The sequence below is a fragment of the Ureibacillus thermophilus genome (genome assembly GCF_004331915.1).
GTDB lineage: Bacteria > Bacillota > Bacilli > Bacillales_A > Planococcaceae > Ureibacillus > Ureibacillus thermophilus.
Genome location: NZ_CP036528.1, coordinates 810,746 through 828,299 on the forward strand (window position 1 = coordinate 810,746; position 17,554 = coordinate 828,299).

Genomic DNA, 17,554 nt, shown 5'->3' on the forward strand with positions numbered 1-17,554 from the left:
TCACTGTTTCTTTATCGAAAAATTTCAAGTTTGTGCAATTCTTGTTGTATAGGTTTTAATGCTTCCTGAAGCGTTTGTTGCAACAATTCTTTCAGTTCATTATACATGAGATGCCCCCCGTGCTATTTTGTTTGAACAAAATTTCTATCTATATTTTATATTGGAACCTATCTTTATCACAATAATAGAACTAAAATTATTAAAGGGGAATCCTTCCTTTTGTCGAATTATGTATGAAAAAGGAAGGTGTTTTCCAGTGGGAAGAAAAACGAAAATTAAAAAAATCAAAAAAGAAGAAAAGGTAGCCCTTGCTGAATTGGAACTTCTTTATGAAGAATTCAACGAAATTAAAGAAGCCATAAAACATTTGAAAAAGCATGATAAACATTTCGATTGCTTTCAATCCTTGCCGGAAAAGAAGCAAGAAGAATTGTACTCACGAAGAAAAGACAGGAAGTTTGCATCAATCATTGTTGAATTGTACGCAATCGTTGAGGAATTTTATCAAAAGGTTTATTTCATTGTATATGATGAGGAGAGGTATAAGAAACAAACTGAACAGGATGCTATCACGGATATTTGCGAACAATTAGAACATAAAATTTCATTGCACAATAATACGGAATCTTTAACGCATCTAAGAAATTTCATGATTCAGAAAGAGTTTTCATTTAAATCCGCCAGAACAGCATATGAAGAAGAGTTGGAGGCATTTCGTAAGAACAAGGATGCCATCAAATACTTATTTGAGCAGGCAAGGGAAGCTATTAAAATAAAATAAGCAACGTGAAAATGCATCTTTCTGTCAAAGTAAGAAAAAGCTTGCTATAATAATTCTTACGAAAAAAGTAAGAAAGGGTGCGAAAGTATGAACGCTTACGAGGAGTATATGAAAGCCATCGTGCAGCCAATGCGTCAAGAATTGGTGGATGCTGGTTTTACTGAATTAACAACAGCGGATGAAGTGCATGAATTTATGGCAACAACAAAAGGGGTTTCTCTTGTGGTGATAAACTCTGTATGCGGTTGTGCGGCAGGCAGCGCACGACCAGCTGTACGAGAAGCGCTTAAAGAAATAAAACCTGACCATTTAGTAACGGTCTTTGCTGGACAAGACCGGGAAGCGACTGCTGCGATGCGTTCTTATTTTGAAGAGGTTCCGCCAAGTTCCCCATCTATTGCGATTTTGCGTGATGGTCAGTTGGAATACTTCATCCCAAGGGAACAAATTGAAGGGTATGAAGTGGAGCAAATCCGAGATCATATTGTAGGCGTGTTGAAACAAGCATGCAACGCATAATTGTTACGACAGCAGGAAGACCTGATGAAGAATCTTACCAATTGGCTAAACAGGTAAGCGAAGATTTAGGAGTGCCATTTATACCGCGGAAAAAACGTTCTATTAGCAAAATAAGTTTGCTTTATGAAGCGAATGTGTTAGTTGCTGGGAAAAATAGGTTGGAGTATTATGGGAAAGGCTCTCATATGCCTTTCTTCTTTCATCCCGATACAGCAGCTTTTCGTCTGAAACGGCTGAAAAGAGGGGAATCTGAGCCTTTCTTGGAAGCTTGTGCACTGCAAAGCAGCGATTCGTTTTTAGACTGTACGTTGGGAGTAGGTTCAGATGCAATCATCGCTTCTTATGCTGTTGGGGAAAAGGGGAAAGTGATTGGCCTCGAAGTAGATCCTGTTATTGCCTATATCGTTCGCCGTGGTTTAAAAGAATATGAAACAGCGGAAATTTCGTTGAAACGGTCGATGGAACGGATACAAGTGGTTCCTTGTGAGGCAGTTGAGTTTTTGAAAATGCAGGCCGATGAATCCTTTGAAGTGGTCTATCTGGATCCGATGTTTGAACAGACCATTGAGGAATCGAATAACTTTGAATCTTTGCGAGAAGTGGGGAGCCATCATCCATTAACAGAAGAATGGGTGAATGAGGCATATCGAGTGGCCAAGAAGAGAGTTGTTTTAAAAGCCCATTTTCGTTCAACTCATTTTGAAGATTTTGGTTTTGAGCGTAAGGTACGCCTCACTTCGAAATTTCATTTTGGGGTATTGGAAAAATAGGTGGTTAAAAGAGCGAATTCGTTTATTTCGCTCTTTTTTATGTGCGCCCGGCATGTACATGAACGATAGGGTGTAAGTCCCGAACCCCGAAGACAGAAGTAGAGGTTAGCTCAACGCAAGGGTGTCCGTGGTGACGCGGAATCTGAAGGAAGCGATCGGCAAACTTCCGGTCTGAGGAACACGAACTTCATATAAGGCTAGGTATCATTGGATGAGTTTGCTAAACAAAACAAAGTCCTTTCTGCCAAAGGTGGTACAGAGTAAATGAAGCAGATAGATGGAAGGAAAGATTACATTCTTACCCGGGGAGGTCTGGCGGATAGGTGAAGTACGCTTCATAACCTACTTAGTGATAAGTAGCTGAACCGTCAGAAGTCAGCAGAGGTCATCGTATTAGTTGGTTTAGAACTACTAAGAAGGACCGAACAATTAAGAGAGAATAGCCCTTTGCATTCAGTGAGTCATGATGAACACAGAAAACGTAGTACCTCACTTGAGGAAGGAAGCGGTGAATCCCGTGGGAGACCTCTTGGAGGGTGGAGTGACCACTGGCATAAAGAGAACAGCTAATCACGGAAGGAGAATAACGATGCTTTTGAATCAAATCCTGTCACGGGAGAACATGCTTCAAGCACTAAAACGTGTAGAACAGAATAAAGGAAGCCACGGACAATTTCATTCTATAAAAAAGGACGATTTTTTTGTACCCTAAAAACAGAAAAAAGGGCTGAGCCGAAGGTCGATTCAATCGACTTTTCGGACAGCCCCTAATCTATTTGAAAGGGTTGTCTCAGGGGGCACTCCTTTAATTCATTTGATTCAAAAGAGCCATTTCCTTTCCTTGAGAAACAATCCTTTCTGTTATCCCTTTGTTTTCTTGAAAAATAATTACATATCCGCTTCCATTTCAAATCTAGCGTATACAAACTCATAAGTCTCTTCTAACATCCGATCAGAAATGTTTGCAAATTGTATAGGCTCTAGTCCAAAATATGTCACTAAAAATTGAACAATATTTTTGCGCTCCGTATTGCTTAACATATCCATCCCCTCCTGTGTGATATATAACAATTATATTCTATAACAAACTGATATACAACAGATAAATGTCTAATTTTTCTTAAAAAATGTGAACGGTTTATTTTTTTATTTGTGAAGAATAATGAAAGAGAAAAACTAGGGGAAAGTGCCTGCTTTAAAAATATGGAGTGAGAAATTATGAATTTTTTTAGGGGCGATGCCCATAAAATCTATATCCACCTTAAGAAAAATAGGAATGCAATCAGACAATCCAAATATTTAAAGGAGCTGCATGAAGTTCGGGAGTTTTACGAGTCGTTGGAAAGCGATGTGCTGCAATTGATCTATTATCGTTTAGTAAAAGAGCAGAATGGGTCTGGTATGATACCGATTTTTGTTTCATCCATTCCCTTTTTGTTCTTAATCTTTTCCCAACAGCTTCAAAAAATTTTGCTGCAAGAAGGCTCAAGAAATTGGCTGATTTTTGTTGTTTTTTACATTGTAGGAATTACGGCGGCACTTATTTTTCATTTTCGGGAGAGGGCATGGGCATCCTCCCATGTGGAAATGATTAAAGATATTTTGGAGGAAAGAAAAACTTGTAGTTCAAAAAAACTACAGCATTAAGTCAGTTATTAACTTTTACAATATGGACAACACTGTATGTATAAAATGAAAAGGAGGACAAGCTATGGCAGAAACACCATTAAATATCGGTATCATTTTAGGAAGTACGCGGGAAGGGCGAGTTAGTCCCCAAGTGGCAAAATGGATTAAAGATATTGCAGATCATCAAAAGAATGCAAAATTTGAACTTGTAGATATTGCTGACTACGACTTGCCGTTTTTAGGAACAACTGAACCGACAGACCAGCGAATCCAAAAATGGAATGAAACATTAGCCGCCTTAGATGGATTTATTTTCATTGTAGCGGAGTATAATCATAGCATCACAGGCGCTTTGAAGAATGCTCTTGACTTGGCGCGGGAAGTTTGGAATAACAAAGCAGCAGGCATTGTGAGCTACGGTTCTGTGGGAGGAGCTCGGGCTGCAGAACATTTGCGAGGCATTTTAGGGGAATTGGCGGTAGCGGATGTAAGAACACATCCAGCATTCTCGCTTTTCACAGATTTTGAAGACATGACGAAGTTTAAACCAGCTGATCACCAAAAAGCAATAGTGGATGAAATGCTTGATCAACTACTTAAATGGACGGAAGCTTTGAAAACGATACGAAACAATTATTAATACTATTAAAATCTGCTCTTGAATAAACAAAGGAGCAGATTTTTTTTTGATTAAGGAAAAGAGAGTTGGTGGATATTATAATATAAAATATAGTTGACTTATAGGAATTATTAGAATAAAATAACTGTGAAATCATGATGTAGTTGATTGGACAAACCAAAGGCTACAAAATTCTCGGCTCTTCTAGTGGGAATTTTGTGGTCTTTTTTTATTTCAACTTGAAAGGAGACCATTATGACACAATTCAGTTTTATTTCCCATTTGGAGTGCCCAAAGTGCAATGAACGGTACGAAGAAAATAAAATTCAACAATTATGTAAATGCGGATCCCCATTGCTCGTTCGTTATGACTTGGAAAAAGCAAAGAAAAGTTTCTCGAAAGAAGAACTTTCAAAACGACCAAAAAATCTTTGGCGTTACCATGAAGTACTTCCGGTGAAAAATAAAGAGCATATTGTTTCATTAGGTGAAGGGGGAACGCCGCTTCAACCTTTTACGATATTAGGGGAAAAATACGGTTTGGAAAATTTACACATAAAGGATGAAGGAATCATACCGACTGGTTCTTTTAAAACTAGAGGCGCAAGTGTAGGAGTATCTAAAGCGAAGGAACTTGGCGTTACTAGACTGGCAATGCCAACGAATGGGAATGCAGGTGCTGCTTGGGCGTTATATGCGTCAAAAGCAAACATTCAAGCAACGATTGTAATGCCAATTGATGCTCCACTCATCACAAGAAAAGAAGTGTATATTGCTGGCGGCGATTTGCATCTGATCAATGGATTAATAAGCGATGCTGGGAAAGTAGTTGCTCATTTAGTTCGGGAAGAAGGAATTTACGATGCTTCTACATTAAAAGAGCCGTATCGAATTGAAGGAAAGAAAACGATGGGCTACGAAATTGTTGAGCAGCTTGGCTGGAAAGTACCGGACGTTATTTTATATCCAACAGGTGGCGGCGTTGGAATCATTGGAATTTATAAAGCTTTACTTGAAATGCAGGAGTTGGGCTGGATTGAAAAGGGAAAACTTCCTCGTCTAGTTGCGGTGCAAGCGGAAGGATGTGCTCCAATCGTAGAAGCTTGGAAGAAGGGTGAGAAGGAATCCGTATTTTTCGAAAACTCCGCAACATGTGCATTCGGAATAAATGTACCGAAAGCCCTTGGAGACTTTTTAGTGCTTGAAGCGGTTTACGCTACGGATGGTTGTGCGATTGCCGTTTCTGAAAATGAAATATTGGAAGCGCAAAAGCAAGTGGCTTCATTTGAAGGAAATTTTATTTGTCCAGAAGGGGCTTCCACTTTTGCGGCAGCCAAAAAGTTGCGTGAACAAGGTTGGATTCAAGAAGAGGAGCTTGTTGTATGTCTGAATACAGGACTCGGAGTGAAATATCCAGAGACTGTAGAAATTCAAGGAGTGCCTATTTTACAACCAGGGGAAACAATCAGTGCAAAATCTATATAAGACTTGCGGGAGAGAATACCGATGGACTGGCATTACATTATTGAAGTATTACCCTTTTACAAAACTGCGTTATGGCTAACGATAAAACTTGCGGCAATCGGAATCTTTTTTGCCACCATGGTAGGCTTCATTTGTAGCACGATCCAGTATTTTAAAGTCAAGATACTGAGCAAAATCGTGCAAGTATATTTGGAGATTGCTAGAAACACGCCATTGTTAATCCAACTCTTTTTCTTATATTTTGGACTGCCAAAAGTAGGTGTCATGTTAAGCGGGGAAATGTGCGCCATTATCGGCTTAACCTTTTTGGGAGGCAGCTATATGGCCGAAACGTTCAGAGCAGGTATGGAAGCTGTCTCAAAGTCGCAAGTGGAAAGCGGTAAAGCGTTGGGATTAAGCAGTTTTCAACTTGTGCGCTATGTTATTTTTCCTCAAGCTTTCTCTTACAGTGTGCCGGCCTATGGAGCAAACTGCATTTTCTTAATTAAAGAAACGTCCGTATTTAGCGGCATTGCCATTTTGGAACTGACGAATACAACAAAAAACTTGATGGGGATTTACTATAAAACGAATGAAGCGTTATTCATGCTTGTCGTTGGCTATTTGATGATATTGCTCCCGTTTTCATTGTTTTTAATGTGGCTAGAAAGGAGAGTTCGTTATGCTGAATTCGGGCGTTAATGTTTTATTTGAAGGAATTAATTTCCTTCGTTTGCTCGAAGGACTCTTCCATACGTTAAGAATTGCCTTGATTGCCATTGTGATTTCGATTGTAATGGGCATCATCATCGGCATGATTCGCACGACGAAAAACAAGGTTGTGCAATTTCCTTTCAAACTGTATTTAGAGTTATTTCGCATCATTCCGATATTGGTATGGCTGTTCGTAATTTATTACATTATTCCGGTGAATTTCAATGTGGAACTAAGTGCAGATGTGGTGGCGCTGATTGTGTTCAGCTTATGGGGAACGGCGGAATTGAGCGATATTGTGCGGGGGGCCATTATCTCTCTGCCGAAGCATCAGGTGGAATCAAGCCTTGCCCTTGGGCTGAGCAAGTTTCAAATGTATCGTTATGTTTTGTTGCCACAAGCGGCAAAACGTTCCATTCCACCGATGATTAATTTAATTACTCGCATGATTAAAACAACGGCCCTGCTCACAATGATTGGGGTTGTGGAAGTGATAAAAGTTGGTCAGCAAATTATTCAGTTTTACAACTCAGAATATCCAACCGTTGCGTTCTGGATATACGGAATCATCTTTTTCTTTTATTTTTGTATTTGTTTTCCGTTGTCTTGGATTTCTCGGAAGCTGGAACAAAAATGGGCAACTTAAGGGGGGAGTAGAATATGGCGCCGATATTGGAAATTAAAGGTCTTGTCAAAAAATTTGGAGATCGGGTCGTACTGAATGGAATCGATTTACAAGTAGAACAAGGAAAAGTCATTGCGATTTTAGGGCCATCCGGCTGTGGTAAAAGCACATTTTTGCGATGCATCAATGGACTGGAGGAAGTGCAGGATGGACAAATTATTTTCGAAGGTGAAGATTTAACGAAAACATCAAAATGGCGAGAAGTCCGACAAAAAATCGGCATGGTGTTCCAAAGTTATGATCTTTTTCCCAACATGACCGTAATGGAGAATATTCTACTTTCACCCGTTAAAGTTCAAAAAAGAAAACGGGAAGAAGTGGAATTGCAAGCTAAGGAACTATTGGAGAGAGTAGGCCTTGCTGATCGAGCAAACGCTTATCCGAGGGAACTATCAGGGGGCCAAAAACAACGAATTGCCATTGTTCGTGCCCTTTGTACCAATCCGAAAATTATGCTGTTTGATGAAGTGACCGCCTCTTTGGATCCAGAAATGGTTCGGGAAGTGTTGGAAGTAATTGCCCAGTTGGCTAAACAGGGAATGACGATGCTGATCGTGACCCATGAAATGAACTTTGCCGAATTAGTGGCAGACGAAGTCATTTTTATGGATAAAGGAAAGATTCATGAAAGAGCCCCTGCAAAAGAGTTCTTTGCAAATCCACAAACAGAAAGAGCTAAACAGTTTATCAATATATTAAATTTTTAGGAGGATGTAATCATGAGGAAATTGTATTTATTCTTATTCATTTCAATACTTACGATAGTATTGGCAGCATGCAATAACAACGAATCGACAGAGAAAGAAACGGCAAACGATGAAAGCAAATCAGTCATTGATGCGATTAAAGAACGTGGGGTTTTGCGAGTTGCGGTATTTAGCGATAAACCGCCATTTGGGTATGTGAATGAAAAAGGTGAAAATCAAGGATACGATATCGTTTTAGCGAAACGAATTGCGAAAGATTTACTTGGTGATGAGTCAAAAATTGAATATGTGATTACTGAACCACAAGCTCGGGTAGATTTATTGAAATCCGATAAAGTAGACATCGTATTAGCAAACTTTACAGTTACAAAAGAAAGAGCGGAACAAGTAGATTTTGTACTTCCATATATGAAAGTGGCAATCGGTGTTGTATCACCGAAAAGTGCACCAATTTCATCCGTAGAAGAATTGAAAGGAAAAAAATTGATTGTACCTAAAGGAACAACGGCTGAAACATTCTTTATGAAGAATCATCCAGATGTTGAATTAGTAAAATATGATCAAATCAACGAAGCATTCGAAGCGTTAAAAGATGGACGTGGTGATGCTCTAGCACAAGATAATGCTTTACTATTCAGTTGGGCAAATGAAAATCCAGACTTTACAGTGGCATTGACTACACTAGGTGAGCTAGATTATATTGCCCCAGCTGTGAAAAAAGGAAATACAGAATTATTAGATTGGTTGAATGCTGAAATGGAAAAATTATATGAAGAGAACTTTTTTACAAATGCATATGAGGAAACATTAAAACCGGCTTTCGGTGACACAATTCGTGCTGAAGAAGTAGTGGTTGAAACGAAGCCTAATAACTTCTTGAATTTTAACTAAAATCAACGATGCTAAACTTGCTGGAAACTTCTATCCAGCAAGTTTTTATGTTAATATCTTAAAAAAGTTTTTATTTCAATTTAACGGAATAAAGTAAGATAGTTGATAAAGATATCGGAAGTTTTATATGATAGCAATAAATAAAAATGGACAAAAGATTAGGATGGTGAATCATGAAATTAGATGATTGGTTGAACAAAGGGGTTCCGGACATCGCCAATTCATTACTAGATGTTCACAAAAGTTACTTTCCAATTGAACAATCTCTTGGCTTTGAAGGACAAGAGAAGATCATTAAAATTTTGAAGAATTTACGCAGCGTGTTGTATCCTTGCTTTTGCGACACATATAAAGATGAACTTCGAATTGAGACAAACATTGGAAATCTATTAAGATTAACTGCGCTCGATTTAAAAAATATCATTGCCAAAGTGCTGGCAAATAGCGGGGAAAGTAAACCAGAAGCGAAAGCGGAAGAAATCGTCGTTGATTTGCTCAATAAATTGCCTGAAATTCGCGAAATCTTGCAAACAGATATTCAGGCTGCTTATAACGGGGACCCTGCAGCTTTATCTTTGGAAGAAATTTTACTCAGCTATCCTTCCATCACAGCGATTACTATACATCGGATAGCTCATGAACTGTATGAAGCTGGCGTTCCAATTATCCCACGAATTATGTCAGAACATGCCCACAGCTTAACAGGCATTGATATTCATCCGGGAGCAAAAATAGGAGAGTCCTTCTTCATTGACCATGGAACGGGCGTTGTTATTGGCGAAACAAGCACTATAGGCAAAAATGTGAAAATTTATCAAGGTGTAACGATTGGGGCAAAGAGCTTCCCGTTAGATGAAAACGGAAATCCAATTAAAGGCATTAAACGCCATCCGGATATTGAAGATAATGTAGTCATTTATGCAGGAGCAACGATTCTTGGTGGAGATACGAAGATTGGACATGATTCCGTCATCGGAGGAAACATTTGGCTTACTCAATCTGTTCCACCGTACTCAAGAATTTATAATTCCCAACCGCTTCCAAATATTAAGCAATCGAAAAAAGAATAAAAATCTTGTCCCTTAAGCATAAGAGTGCTTAGGGGGTTTATTATTTAAGGAGGAATGAACATGCCGTTGAAAAAAATCACGCCTGAACAATTAATGCAAAAAATGCAGCAAAAGGAGCAGGTTGTGATATTAGATGTCCGGGATAAAGAGAAATATAACAATTTTCATATTGAAGGGGACAACATCCAATCATTGAATATTCATAAAAGCAAAATTTTCGAGATGGACAAAGAAATTTCTGCTTTGCCAAAGAGGACTGAAATCATCGTTACTTGCACAACCGGCAATTCAACAACTAAATGTGCAACAATTCTGTCCGAGCTGAATTATGATGTTGCAGTTTTAGAAGGGGGACTCACTGCTTGGAAGGAATTGAATATCGGAAAGAAAAATAATCTTTGAACGCAAAACTAGGGAACTGAGAGAATGGATAATCGCCAAAATCGTGAAGATAATCGCCGAAGTGGAGAGGATAATCGCCACTTCAAAGAAAATAATCGCCAAACGCAAAAAACTAGGTAATAGAGAATGCGGATAATCGCCAAAATCGTGAAGATAATCGCCGAAGTGGAGAGGATAATCGCCACTTCAAAGAAAATAATCGCCAAGCGCAAAAAACTAGGTAATAGAATACAAAGACTCAATCTCTCAACGTTAACCATGGAATTTGGCAAGTGTATGTATGCATTTTTAATTGCCATTTCATACATTTTCTACTTGCCAAAAACAACAATCAAGAGACTAAGAGTAATACGATTAAGCAAAAAAATTTATCCGATGAAGAACGCAACAGGTTAATGGCAGCAGTTGGGGGAAAGATTTTTCATTATGAATACAAAGCGGAAAAGGAAAAATTATTGCGGGTATGGGTGGAACGTTATGAATACGGAAATTTAGTTGAACAGGCTGGAGACATCGGGGGAATCATTGAAAATGAAGAGGAGAAATTCTCGTTTATTTTCTAGAAAATCTTGAGTGGGAACACTATTATTTGCGTAGTGCAATTATCAATGAAACAGGTCATTCTATGTCGAGTAGCCCATATTTCCAAACCGGGTGAAACTTTAGAAGTGGGATCTTGGAGTTCGATTGTCAGTGATGAGGTTCCTCTGACAGAGGATGTAGTATTAGGGTATATGGGACTTTTTGAAGCACATGACGGGAGCTCGATAAGTGTCAAGTACTAGTCAATCACCTCCTCAAGAATTGGTTGAGGAGAATACACATATTCCTGTACTTTACCTCATTCGAGCTTCATTAACGGATGATACCGACTTGGACGTCGAGTAGGAAGGTGGAATGATGATGAAGCGTTCGGAAAAAACATTAAGAGTTTGTGAGAAGGGTCATCGATATTATAAAAGCAGTGATTGCAACACTTGTCCAACTTGTGAAGCAGAACGAAAACCAACAGAGGGTTTCTTAGCTGGATTTTCCGCCCCGGCAAGAAGAGCACTTGAAAGCCAGGGGATTACAACTGTTGAAGAACTTTCGAAATATACGGAGAAAGAAATCATGTCCCTTCATGGCATTGGTAAAACTGCGCTTCAGAAAATGAAAGAGGCTTTAGATGAAGCGGGATTAAGTTTTAGTAAGGAATAATTTTAATCTTGAAATTTTTTCCATTTGCCGTCATAAATAAATGAACACTCTCTAATATCGGGCTTTATTTTAAAATTTTTTCTCATCGTCGACTTCACAAACAATTGCATTCGATGAAATTTCCGCATGGTCGTTACTTTTCATTATTATTGCTGCTTCAATTGCCTTCTAAAAATTCAGAAAGGGGAGTAAAAAATGGATATCAATCAATTAAAAAAAGCAATTTCAAATCTCAGCGAGCAGGAAGTCAAAAGTTTATTACATTTGATTATGATCCGTTCTGAACATATTGATGAAGACTTCCCAGAATTTATGCAATCCTTGAAAAACGCCCTTATTAAAAGAGAAAAAACACCGAACATGAAAAATCCTGAAACCATCCATATAGTATTCGGTGCTTCTGTAGCTGGTGGTTTGAAACACGCTTTTAAAGATCAACAAACAGAGGAAATCATCGAATTACCGGATTATTTTGCAGAAGGTCCATTGAAACATTATCATACCCCAGAAGGTTTCGAACAACGTTATCAATGGTTTAAAGAAAACTATCAGTGGGATTCAGAGCATGCAGAGTGGTACAAATTTAAAATGAAAGAAGCGTTTGAAAAAATTCAATCGATTAACCCTGAGCAGCGAGTGGTGATTTGGACTTCTTCAAATGCAAGTGAACAAACAGGATTACGCCTAGTGCTTTATTTATTGAAAGAAAAAACAAATGCGGTATATAAAATCAATACGTATGAAGCTTATCACAAACTTTACAAAGGAAAAGAAGAAGATTTTCCTCGCCATACGGGAGAATTAAATATTGAACAGTTGCGTGCATGTTACGAACTTGTAAAAATGAAGGAATTGACGGTAGAAATGCGCCATTCTTTAGCAAAAGAAGGGGAACAATTATTCACTTCCGAGTCGATTTTACGAACGTATAAAAATGGGCAAATTTTGAGCGCTGAAAGTAATCGGGATGACGAGTTCATCATTGAAAAATTGAAGGAGATTCATGAAACGCAAGGGAAAAAGGATTTCCTTAAAGCTGCTAGATTAATTGGAGAAGTGCTTGGTCATATGCAGCAGCATACGAGCTATGAATGGCTTGAGTACCGCTTGCGCCAATTAATTGCCGAAGGGAAAGTAGAATATCAAGGCGAACTCCGAGGCATGAGATATTATGAGGTCAAATTGAAGGAAGCGCTTGTTGGTTAAAGCATGTTTATACATGCTTTCAGCTTGTAGACAAAGTCCCAAACTAGGGGCCAAATCTACAGGCTTTTTTTGTATAATAGGGATAGAATTCTTGGTTAACGGGGGAAATTTAGGATGTTATCGAAGCGTACTGACAATAAGGATAATCGCCAAAATCGTGAAGATAATCGCCGAAGTGGAGAGGATAATCGCCACTTCAAAGAAAATAATCGCCAAGCGCAAAAAACTAGGTAATAGAGAATGCGGATAATCGCCAAAATTATGAAGATAATTGCCGAAGCTGGAAGGATAATCGCCACTTCAAAGAAAATAATCGCCAAGCGCAAAAAACTAGAGAATAGGAAGAGCGAATAATCGCCAAACACGAAAATACTGATAAAGCAATAAAAAAGAGCGAAATCGAAAACTTTCGCTCTTTTCTTTATTAATTCCCCAACGCTTGCAATGGAGCTGGAATGCGGCCGCCGCGGCGAATGATTTTTTCGGAGCTGAATGGATTTACTCCTATTACTGGCGCTCGTCCTAAAAGTCCTCCGAATTCGACCATATCGCCTTCTTTTGCTCCTGGAACAGGGATGACACGTACAGCAGTCGTTTTCTTATTAATCATTCCAATGGCTGCCTCATCAGCAATCATGGCAGAGATGGTGCTGGCAGGTGCATCGCCAGTAATCGCAATCATATCAAGTCCAACTGAACATACGCAAGTCATTGCTTCCAATTTTGAAAGTGATAGTGCTCCTTCTTCAATCCCGCGGATCATGCCGTTATCTTCACTGACTGGGATGAAGGCGCCACTTAAACCGCCAACATAAGATGAAGCCATGGCCCCGCCCTTTTTCACCGCATCATTCATTAAGGCAAGGGCAGCAATAGTACCGTGAGTTCCAACCCGCTCAAGGCCGATTTCTTCAAGAATTTCAGCCACACTGTCGTTCATAGCATTTGTTGGAGCAAGGGATAAGTCCATAATGCCAAATGGAACACCTAAGCGTTTTGCCACTTCCCGGCCGATTAATTCCCCGGCACGTGTGATTTTAAATGCGGTTTTCTTTATAATTTCCGCTACTTCTCCTAAATCCGCATCTGGATAGCGTTTCAGTGCATTGAGCACCACTCCGGGACCGGAAACGCCGACATTGAGCACGGCTTCTCCTTCGCCAGAACCAAGGAAAGCGCCGGCCATAAAAGGATTATCTTCCACAGGATTGCAGAAGACAACAAGCTTTGCACAGCCAAGGCCGGATTTGTCTTTTGTCAGTTCGGCCGTTTCTTTAATGATTTCCCCTAATTGGCGAACCGCATCCATGTTGATTCCAGCTTTTGTGGTGCCGACAGAAATGGAAGCGCAAACCCGCTCAGTAGATGCCAAGGCTTCTGGAAGAGCCTCAAACAACACTTGGTCGCCTTTTGCGATGCCTTTGTGGACAAGGGCGGAAAATCCACCGATAAAATCAACACCAAGGGTAAACGCAGCCTGATCCAATGTTTTGGCAAGTTCCACTGCTTGTTCTTTTGTCGCATTGCCAAGAAGGTCGGCAATTGGCGTTATCGCAATCCTTTTATTAATAATTGGAATACCGTATTCTTTTTCGACTTTTTCAGCAGTCGATTTTAAATCTTTCGCGTAATCGGTGATTTTATCATAGATTTTTTGCTTCATTTTATCGAAATCTGAATCCGCACAATCCCGGAGATTAATCCCCATTGTGACGGTGCGTATGTCCAAATTTTCAGTTCGAACCATTCGGATTGTTTCTAACATTTCATGAATTTCAAAGTTCATGTTTGCACATCCTTTCACACACGATGCATTGCTCGGAAAATTTCTTCCAGTTGTACAGTAATGACAACCCCGATGGATTTTCCAAGGTCATTCAGTTCCTGTTGCAAAGATTCTAAATCTTTTAGTTCAGTTACGTCAATGACCATCATCATGGTGAAGAAGTCTTGTAAAATAGTTTGACTAATATCTAAAATGTTAATATTTCGTTCGGCAAGCACGGTTGTGACTTTTGCAATAATTCCGACTTGGTCTTTCCCAATAACGCTGACAATAGCTTTTCTCATTTGTATCACCTCTATTGATGTAATAAAAAAAGAGATTGGTTTTCCCAATCTCAAAAGCACAAGAACAATAACGGTTTTATCATTCTTCTGTCCTTTTGCCTGAGATTGTGAATCCTTCGGCGCCACAGATGTGGTCTCTCCAGAAGCTGCTCCTGACTGTAGTGTTACCCACAGCATTCATCGCTACACCTATTCAATTCGATACTAGATGATACTAACACCTTTGTTGAAATTGGTCAACTCACATTAATTGAAATATTAAAAGATTTTAATAATTTTGTTGAAATATGTATGTTTTTTTATATATATAAAGGGGAATAGATTTAATGAAACTTTAGAATTTTGCGGTCTTTCTCATTGACAATAAAATTCAGGCATGATATATTTATCTTGAATTCAAAATAAATTGATTCAAGATTTTTTAATCATATATATCTCGAATTCAGAATAAAATAAACTGGGAGGAATGAAAGATGGCAAAATGGGTTATTGATAAAGCGCATTCAGAAATTGGTTTTGAAGTGAGACACATGATGGTATCAAAAGTAAGAGGGCATTTTGAGTCTTATGAAGCGGAGATTGAAGCGGACGATTTAACAGATTTAACAAATGGAAAAGTTTCATTTACATTTGATGTGGCAAGCATCAATACAAAATTGGCAGATCGCGACAATCACCTAAAATCTGCAGACTTTTTTGATGTGGAAAAATATCCAACAATTACATTTAAATCAACAGAAGTGAAGAAAAAAGATGATGATGAATATGAAGTGACAGGGGATTTAACAATTAAAGATGTTACAAAACCAGTCACATTCAAAGTAGAATTCAATGGAAAAGGGAAAAATCCTTGGGGTGTTGAAGTTTACGGTTTTGAAGCAGAAGCGAAAATCAACCGTGAAGATTTCGGGCTTACTTGGAATGCAATGCTTGAAACAGGTGGCGTGTTAGTGGGCAAAGATGTGAAAATTAAAGCTGCATTGGAAGTAAACCCTGCAAGTGAATAAGTTGGATGAAAGCCGATACCTAATAAGGTCGGCTTTTTTATATGCCCATTTGCAGAAAGCGATATAGCTAAAAAAAGAGCGAATTTTTCATTCGCTCTTTTGATTTAATAAACTATGCTTTCTTCCATACGTAAAATACACGATTAAACCAATTATCATCCAGATGAAGCATGTGAGAAATGTAAAGGAAGATAATTGGGTAATGATGAACACGCAAAGGATGAATGAAAGAATCGGTACAATAGGAAATAAAGGTACTTTAAATCCTTCGTTTAATTCTTGAAGGTTCATTTTTCTTACAAAGATGACGCCGATCGATACGGCTGCAAAGGCAATCAAAGTTCCCATATTTACAAGTTCTGCCAATTTATCAATTGGAATAAAGCCGGCAAATAATGAAATAAACAGCGCATAAATCCACGTATTTTTTAATGGAATTTTACGGCGTGGATGAATTTCAGACAGCACTTTTGGAAGCATCCCATCGCGTGCAAAGGAGTACACAAGCCGAGTTCCTCCATACAGCATAACGAAAATCACTGTCATCATACTGATTACGGCCCCTACGGAAATTACGCCGAATACCCAATCTAGGTTTGCCAGCTCCATCGCATAGGCTACCGGATTCCCTACATTCAACTCCGTATACGGCACCATTCCTGTTAGAACGAGGGAAACAGTCACATATAAAATCGTACAAATGACAAGGGTTCCAATAATCCCAATCGGCATATTTCGCTTTGGATTTTTAACTTCCTCGGCCGCCGTGGATACAGCATCAAATCCCAAATAAGCGAAAATCACTAAAGCCGCGCCGGATAAAATCCCTTGGAAGCCAAAAGGAGCAAATGGTTGCCAGTTTTCAGGCTTCACATAAAAAGCTCCGGCAATAATAAAGAGCAAAATAATGCCGATTTTAATAAACACGATAATACGATTCAGCCGGGCAGACTCTTTTACACCTATCGTTAAAACTCCAGCTAAAAGCACAATAATCAGGATGGCCGGCAAATTGACAAAAGTTCCGTTGGCGGGGCTGAAGGAGCCGGACAAAGCTATAGGAATATGAAGTCCGAATCCTTCAATAAGCGATTGGAAATAAGCAGACCATCCTGTCGCTACTGCCGCAACGGCTAAACCATATTCAAGAAGAAGGCTCCAGCCGACGATCCATGCAATCAGTTCGCCAAACAGTACATAGGAATACGTATAAGCGCTGCCAGCCAAAGGGATTGCTGAAGCAAGTTCCGAATAGCATAATGCAGAAAAGGCGCAAACAATCGCCGCTAAAATAAATGAAAAGACGATGGCAGGGCCTGTATGCATGGCTGCAACGGTCCCCGGCAAAATAAAAATTCCTGTGCCGACTACTGCTCCCACTCCGAGAGCAATTAAATCAAAGGCATTCATCGACTTATTAAATTGGGCTTTGTGTTGTTGATTCAACGGTAATTTTCTAAAGAGTTGATTTTTCATAAGTGATCCATTCCTATATTAAAATAATAAAATTTTGATATTTAGAAAAATCTAAAAAGCGCTTTTAGTATAACACTTTTTCGCGTTGAAGTGTTAAAGAATATAAAAGAAATAATATTTAATAAATTAGCAAATTTCTGATAATTTTATTATTACCAAATTATTCTAATATAATTTCTACGATCTATTAATTAAGGTGTCCAATTTTTTTAACTTAATCAAGGTATGTCTAAAAGAAAATTCTCATAAAATCAGACAAATATAATGGGGGAGGGAACCTCGATCAACTTCATGGTTTGCTTAGGTCTCTCGTTATTGCTCTTTGGGATTTTGATGGCGAAATG

The 17,554-nt window shown here is 38.9% G+C and carries 20 protein-coding genes and 1 riboswitch; of the genes, 16 read left to right on the forward strand and 4 right to left on the reverse strand.

Going from position 1 to position 17,554, the window contains the following annotated elements; all coding sequences use genetic code 11:
* Nucleotides 1–256 precede the first annotated feature (256 nt).
* From DKZ56_RS03995 to DKZ56_RS04005, 3 genes are all read left to right on the forward strand, one after another.
* The gene (locus DKZ56_RS03995) at nucleotides 257–781 is read left to right on the forward strand and encodes a hypothetical protein (RefSeq protein WP_208651456.1); all 525 of its coding nucleotides are present in this window, start codon (nucleotides 257–259) and stop codon (nucleotides 779–781) included.
* Nucleotides 782–868: 87 nt separating this feature from the next.
* Entirely contained in the window at nucleotides 869–1,300 is a 432-nt protein-coding gene (locus DKZ56_RS04000) for a BrxA/BrxB family bacilliredoxin (RefSeq protein WP_208651458.1), read from the forward strand.
* Nucleotides 1,288–2,070 carry a class I SAM-dependent methyltransferase gene (locus DKZ56_RS04005; protein ID WP_208651460.1) on the forward strand — a complete coding sequence of 261 codons (783 nt, stop codon included), beginning with the start codon at nucleotides 1,288–1,290 and terminating at the stop codon, nucleotides 2,068–2,070. Before DKZ56_RS04000 ends, DKZ56_RS04005 begins: the two co-directional genes overlap by 13 nt.
* Before the next feature lie 888 nt (nucleotides 2,071–2,958).
* Here the strand turns inward: DKZ56_RS04005 and DKZ56_RS04010 are convergent.
* Nucleotides 2,959–3,111 (reverse strand): hypothetical protein, encoded by a 153-nt coding sequence (locus tag DKZ56_RS04010; RefSeq protein ID WP_208651461.1) that lies wholly within the window; start codon nucleotides 3,109–3,111, stop codon nucleotides 2,959–2,961.
* A 177-nt stretch (nucleotides 3,112–3,288) separates the two neighbouring features.
* On the opposite strand from DKZ56_RS04010, the gene DKZ56_RS04015 reads away from it, so the two are divergent.
* From DKZ56_RS04015 to DKZ56_RS04070, 12 genes are all read left to right on the forward strand, one after another.
* The gene (locus DKZ56_RS04015) at nucleotides 3,289–3,717 is read left to right on the forward strand and encodes a hypothetical protein (RefSeq protein ID WP_208651463.1); all 429 of its coding nucleotides are present in this window, start codon (nucleotides 3,289–3,291) and stop codon (nucleotides 3,715–3,717) included.
* A 64-nt stretch (nucleotides 3,718–3,781) separates the two neighbouring features.
* Nucleotides 3,782–4,339 (forward strand): NADPH-dependent FMN reductase, encoded by a 558-nt coding sequence (locus DKZ56_RS04020; RefSeq protein ID WP_208651465.1) that lies wholly within the window; start codon nucleotides 3,782–3,784, stop codon nucleotides 4,337–4,339.
* A 234-nt stretch (nucleotides 4,340–4,573) separates the two neighbouring features.
* Entirely contained in the window at nucleotides 4,574–5,803 is a 1,230-nt protein-coding gene (locus DKZ56_RS04025; RefSeq protein ID WP_208651466.1) for a threonine synthase, read from the forward strand.
* A 21-nt stretch (nucleotides 5,804–5,824) separates the two neighbouring features.
* A complete protein-coding gene (locus tag DKZ56_RS04030; RefSeq protein WP_222837141.1) occupies nucleotides 5,825–6,484 on the forward strand; it encodes an amino acid ABC transporter permease in 660 nt (219 codons plus the stop codon).
* Nucleotides 6,465–7,142, forward strand: a complete 678-nt coding sequence (locus DKZ56_RS04035; RefSeq protein ID WP_208651468.1) for an amino acid ABC transporter permease — start codon at nucleotides 6,465–6,467, stop codon at nucleotides 7,140–7,142. The genes DKZ56_RS04030 and DKZ56_RS04035 overlap by 20 nt, the downstream gene beginning before the upstream one ends.
* 14 nt (nucleotides 7,143–7,156) lie before the next feature.
* Nucleotides 7,157–7,888: an amino acid ABC transporter ATP-binding protein gene (locus tag DKZ56_RS04040; protein ID WP_281275683.1), complete on the forward strand. Its 732-nt coding sequence runs from the start codon at nucleotides 7,157–7,159 to the stop codon at nucleotides 7,886–7,888.
* Between the two features lie 12 nt (nucleotides 7,889–7,900).
* Nucleotides 7,901–8,779 carry a cysteine ABC transporter substrate-binding protein gene (locus DKZ56_RS04045; RefSeq protein ID WP_208651470.1) on the forward strand — a complete coding sequence of 293 codons (879 nt, stop codon included), beginning with the start codon at nucleotides 7,901–7,903 and terminating at the stop codon, nucleotides 8,777–8,779.
* 173 nt (nucleotides 8,780–8,952) lie between these two features.
* A complete protein-coding gene (gene epsC, locus DKZ56_RS04050; RefSeq protein WP_208651472.1) occupies nucleotides 8,953–9,849 on the forward strand; it encodes a serine O-acetyltransferase EpsC in 897 nt (298 codons plus the stop codon).
* Between the two features lie 60 nt (nucleotides 9,850–9,909).
* Entirely contained in the window at nucleotides 9,910–10,251 is a 342-nt protein-coding gene (locus DKZ56_RS04055) for a rhodanese-like domain-containing protein (RefSeq protein ID WP_208651473.1), read from the forward strand.
* 272 nt (nucleotides 10,252–10,523) lie between these two features.
* Nucleotides 10,524–10,814, forward strand: coding sequence for a hypothetical protein (locus DKZ56_RS04060; RefSeq protein WP_208651475.1), 291 nt, complete (start codon nucleotides 10,524–10,526; stop codon nucleotides 10,812–10,814).
* A 340-nt stretch (nucleotides 10,815–11,154) separates the two neighbouring features.
* Nucleotides 11,155–11,451 (forward strand): RNA polymerase alpha subunit C-terminal domain-containing protein, encoded by a 297-nt coding sequence (locus tag DKZ56_RS04065; protein WP_016837372.1) that lies wholly within the window; start codon nucleotides 11,155–11,157, stop codon nucleotides 11,449–11,451.
* A 195-nt stretch (nucleotides 11,452–11,646) separates the two neighbouring features.
* Nucleotides 11,647–12,657 (forward strand): DUF1835 domain-containing protein, encoded by a 1,011-nt coding sequence (locus DKZ56_RS04070; protein WP_208651477.1) that lies wholly within the window; start codon nucleotides 11,647–11,649, stop codon nucleotides 12,655–12,657.
* A gap of 424 nt (nucleotides 12,658–13,081) precedes the next feature.
* Here the strand turns inward: DKZ56_RS04070 and DKZ56_RS04075 are convergent, their stop codons facing one another.
* Nucleotides 13,082–14,443 carry a PFL family protein gene (locus tag DKZ56_RS04075; RefSeq protein WP_208651479.1) on the reverse strand — a complete coding sequence of 454 codons (1,362 nt, stop codon included), beginning with the start codon at nucleotides 14,441–14,443 and terminating at the stop codon, nucleotides 13,082–13,084.
* Between the two features lie 14 nt (nucleotides 14,444–14,457).
* Nucleotides 14,458–14,733 (reverse strand): ACT domain-containing protein, encoded by a 276-nt coding sequence (locus DKZ56_RS04080; RefSeq protein ID WP_208652158.1) that lies wholly within the window; start codon nucleotides 14,731–14,733, stop codon nucleotides 14,458–14,460.
* A 71-nt stretch (nucleotides 14,734–14,804) separates the two neighbouring features.
* Nucleotides 14,805–14,880: riboswitch (glycine riboswitch) on the reverse strand.
* A 320-nt stretch (nucleotides 14,881–15,200) separates the two neighbouring features.
* On the opposite strand from DKZ56_RS04080, the gene DKZ56_RS04085 reads away from it, so the two are divergent.
* Nucleotides 15,201–15,734: a YceI family protein gene (locus DKZ56_RS04085; RefSeq protein ID WP_208651481.1), complete on the forward strand. Its 534-nt coding sequence runs from the start codon at nucleotides 15,201–15,203 to the stop codon at nucleotides 15,732–15,734.
* An 87-nt stretch (nucleotides 15,735–15,821) separates the two neighbouring features.
* Here the strand turns inward: DKZ56_RS04085 and DKZ56_RS04090 are convergent, their stop codons facing one another.
* Nucleotides 15,822–17,210, reverse strand: coding sequence for an amino acid permease (locus DKZ56_RS04090; RefSeq protein WP_208651482.1), 1,389 nt, complete (start codon nucleotides 17,208–17,210; stop codon nucleotides 15,822–15,824).
* Nucleotides 17,211–17,554: the final 344 nt, after the last annotated feature.

What these genes read in the sequence shown, in the direction of transcription:
- DKZ56_RS04000 (WP_208651458.1), top strand. Translation starts at nt 869, where the DNA reads ATGAACGCTTACGAGGAGTATATGAAAGCCATCGTGCAGCCAATGCGT.
- DKZ56_RS04005 (WP_208651460.1), top strand. Translation starts at nt 1,288, where the DNA reads ATGCAACGCATAATTGTTACGACAGCAGGAAGACCTGATGAAGAATCT.
- DKZ56_RS04010 (WP_208651461.1), bottom strand. Translation starts at nt 3,111, where the DNA reads ATGTTAAGCAATACGGAGCGCAAAAATATTGTTCAATTTTTAGTGACA.
- DKZ56_RS04015 (WP_208651463.1), top strand. Translation starts at nt 3,289, where the DNA reads ATGAATTTTTTTAGGGGCGATGCCCATAAAATCTATATCCACCTTAAG.
- DKZ56_RS04020 (WP_208651465.1), top strand. Translation starts at nt 3,782, where the DNA reads ATGGCAGAAACACCATTAAATATCGGTATCATTTTAGGAAGTACGCGG.
- DKZ56_RS04025 (WP_208651466.1), top strand. Translation starts at nt 4,574, where the DNA reads ATGACACAATTCAGTTTTATTTCCCATTTGGAGTGCCCAAAGTGCAAT.
- DKZ56_RS04030 (WP_222837141.1), top strand. Translation starts at nt 5,825, where the DNA reads ATGGACTGGCATTACATTATTGAAGTATTACCCTTTTACAAAACTGCG.
- DKZ56_RS04035 (WP_208651468.1), top strand. Translation starts at nt 6,465, where the DNA reads ATGCTGAATTCGGGCGTTAATGTTTTATTTGAAGGAATTAATTTCCTT.
- DKZ56_RS04040 (WP_281275683.1), top strand. Translation starts at nt 7,157, where the DNA reads ATGGCGCCGATATTGGAAATTAAAGGTCTTGTCAAAAAATTTGGAGAT.
- DKZ56_RS04045 (WP_208651470.1), top strand. Translation starts at nt 7,901, where the DNA reads ATGAGGAAATTGTATTTATTCTTATTCATTTCAATACTTACGATAGTA.
- epsC (WP_208651472.1), top strand. Translation starts at nt 8,953, where the DNA reads ATGAAATTAGATGATTGGTTGAACAAAGGGGTTCCGGACATCGCCAAT.
- DKZ56_RS04055 (WP_208651473.1), top strand. Translation starts at nt 9,910, where the DNA reads ATGCCGTTGAAAAAAATCACGCCTGAACAATTAATGCAAAAAATGCAG.
- DKZ56_RS04065 (WP_016837372.1), top strand. Translation starts at nt 11,155, where the DNA reads ATGAAGCGTTCGGAAAAAACATTAAGAGTTTGTGAGAAGGGTCATCGA.
- DKZ56_RS04070 (WP_208651477.1), top strand. Translation starts at nt 11,647, where the DNA reads ATGGATATCAATCAATTAAAAAAAGCAATTTCAAATCTCAGCGAGCAG.
- DKZ56_RS04075 (WP_208651479.1), bottom strand. Translation starts at nt 14,443, where the DNA reads ATGAACTTTGAAATTCATGAAATGTTAGAAACAATCCGAATGGTTCGA.
- DKZ56_RS04085 (WP_208651481.1), top strand. Translation starts at nt 15,201, where the DNA reads ATGGCAAAATGGGTTATTGATAAAGCGCATTCAGAAATTGGTTTTGAA.
- DKZ56_RS04090 (WP_208651482.1), bottom strand. Translation starts at nt 17,210, where the DNA reads ATGAAAAATCAACTCTTTAGAAAATTACCGTTGAATCAACAACACAAA.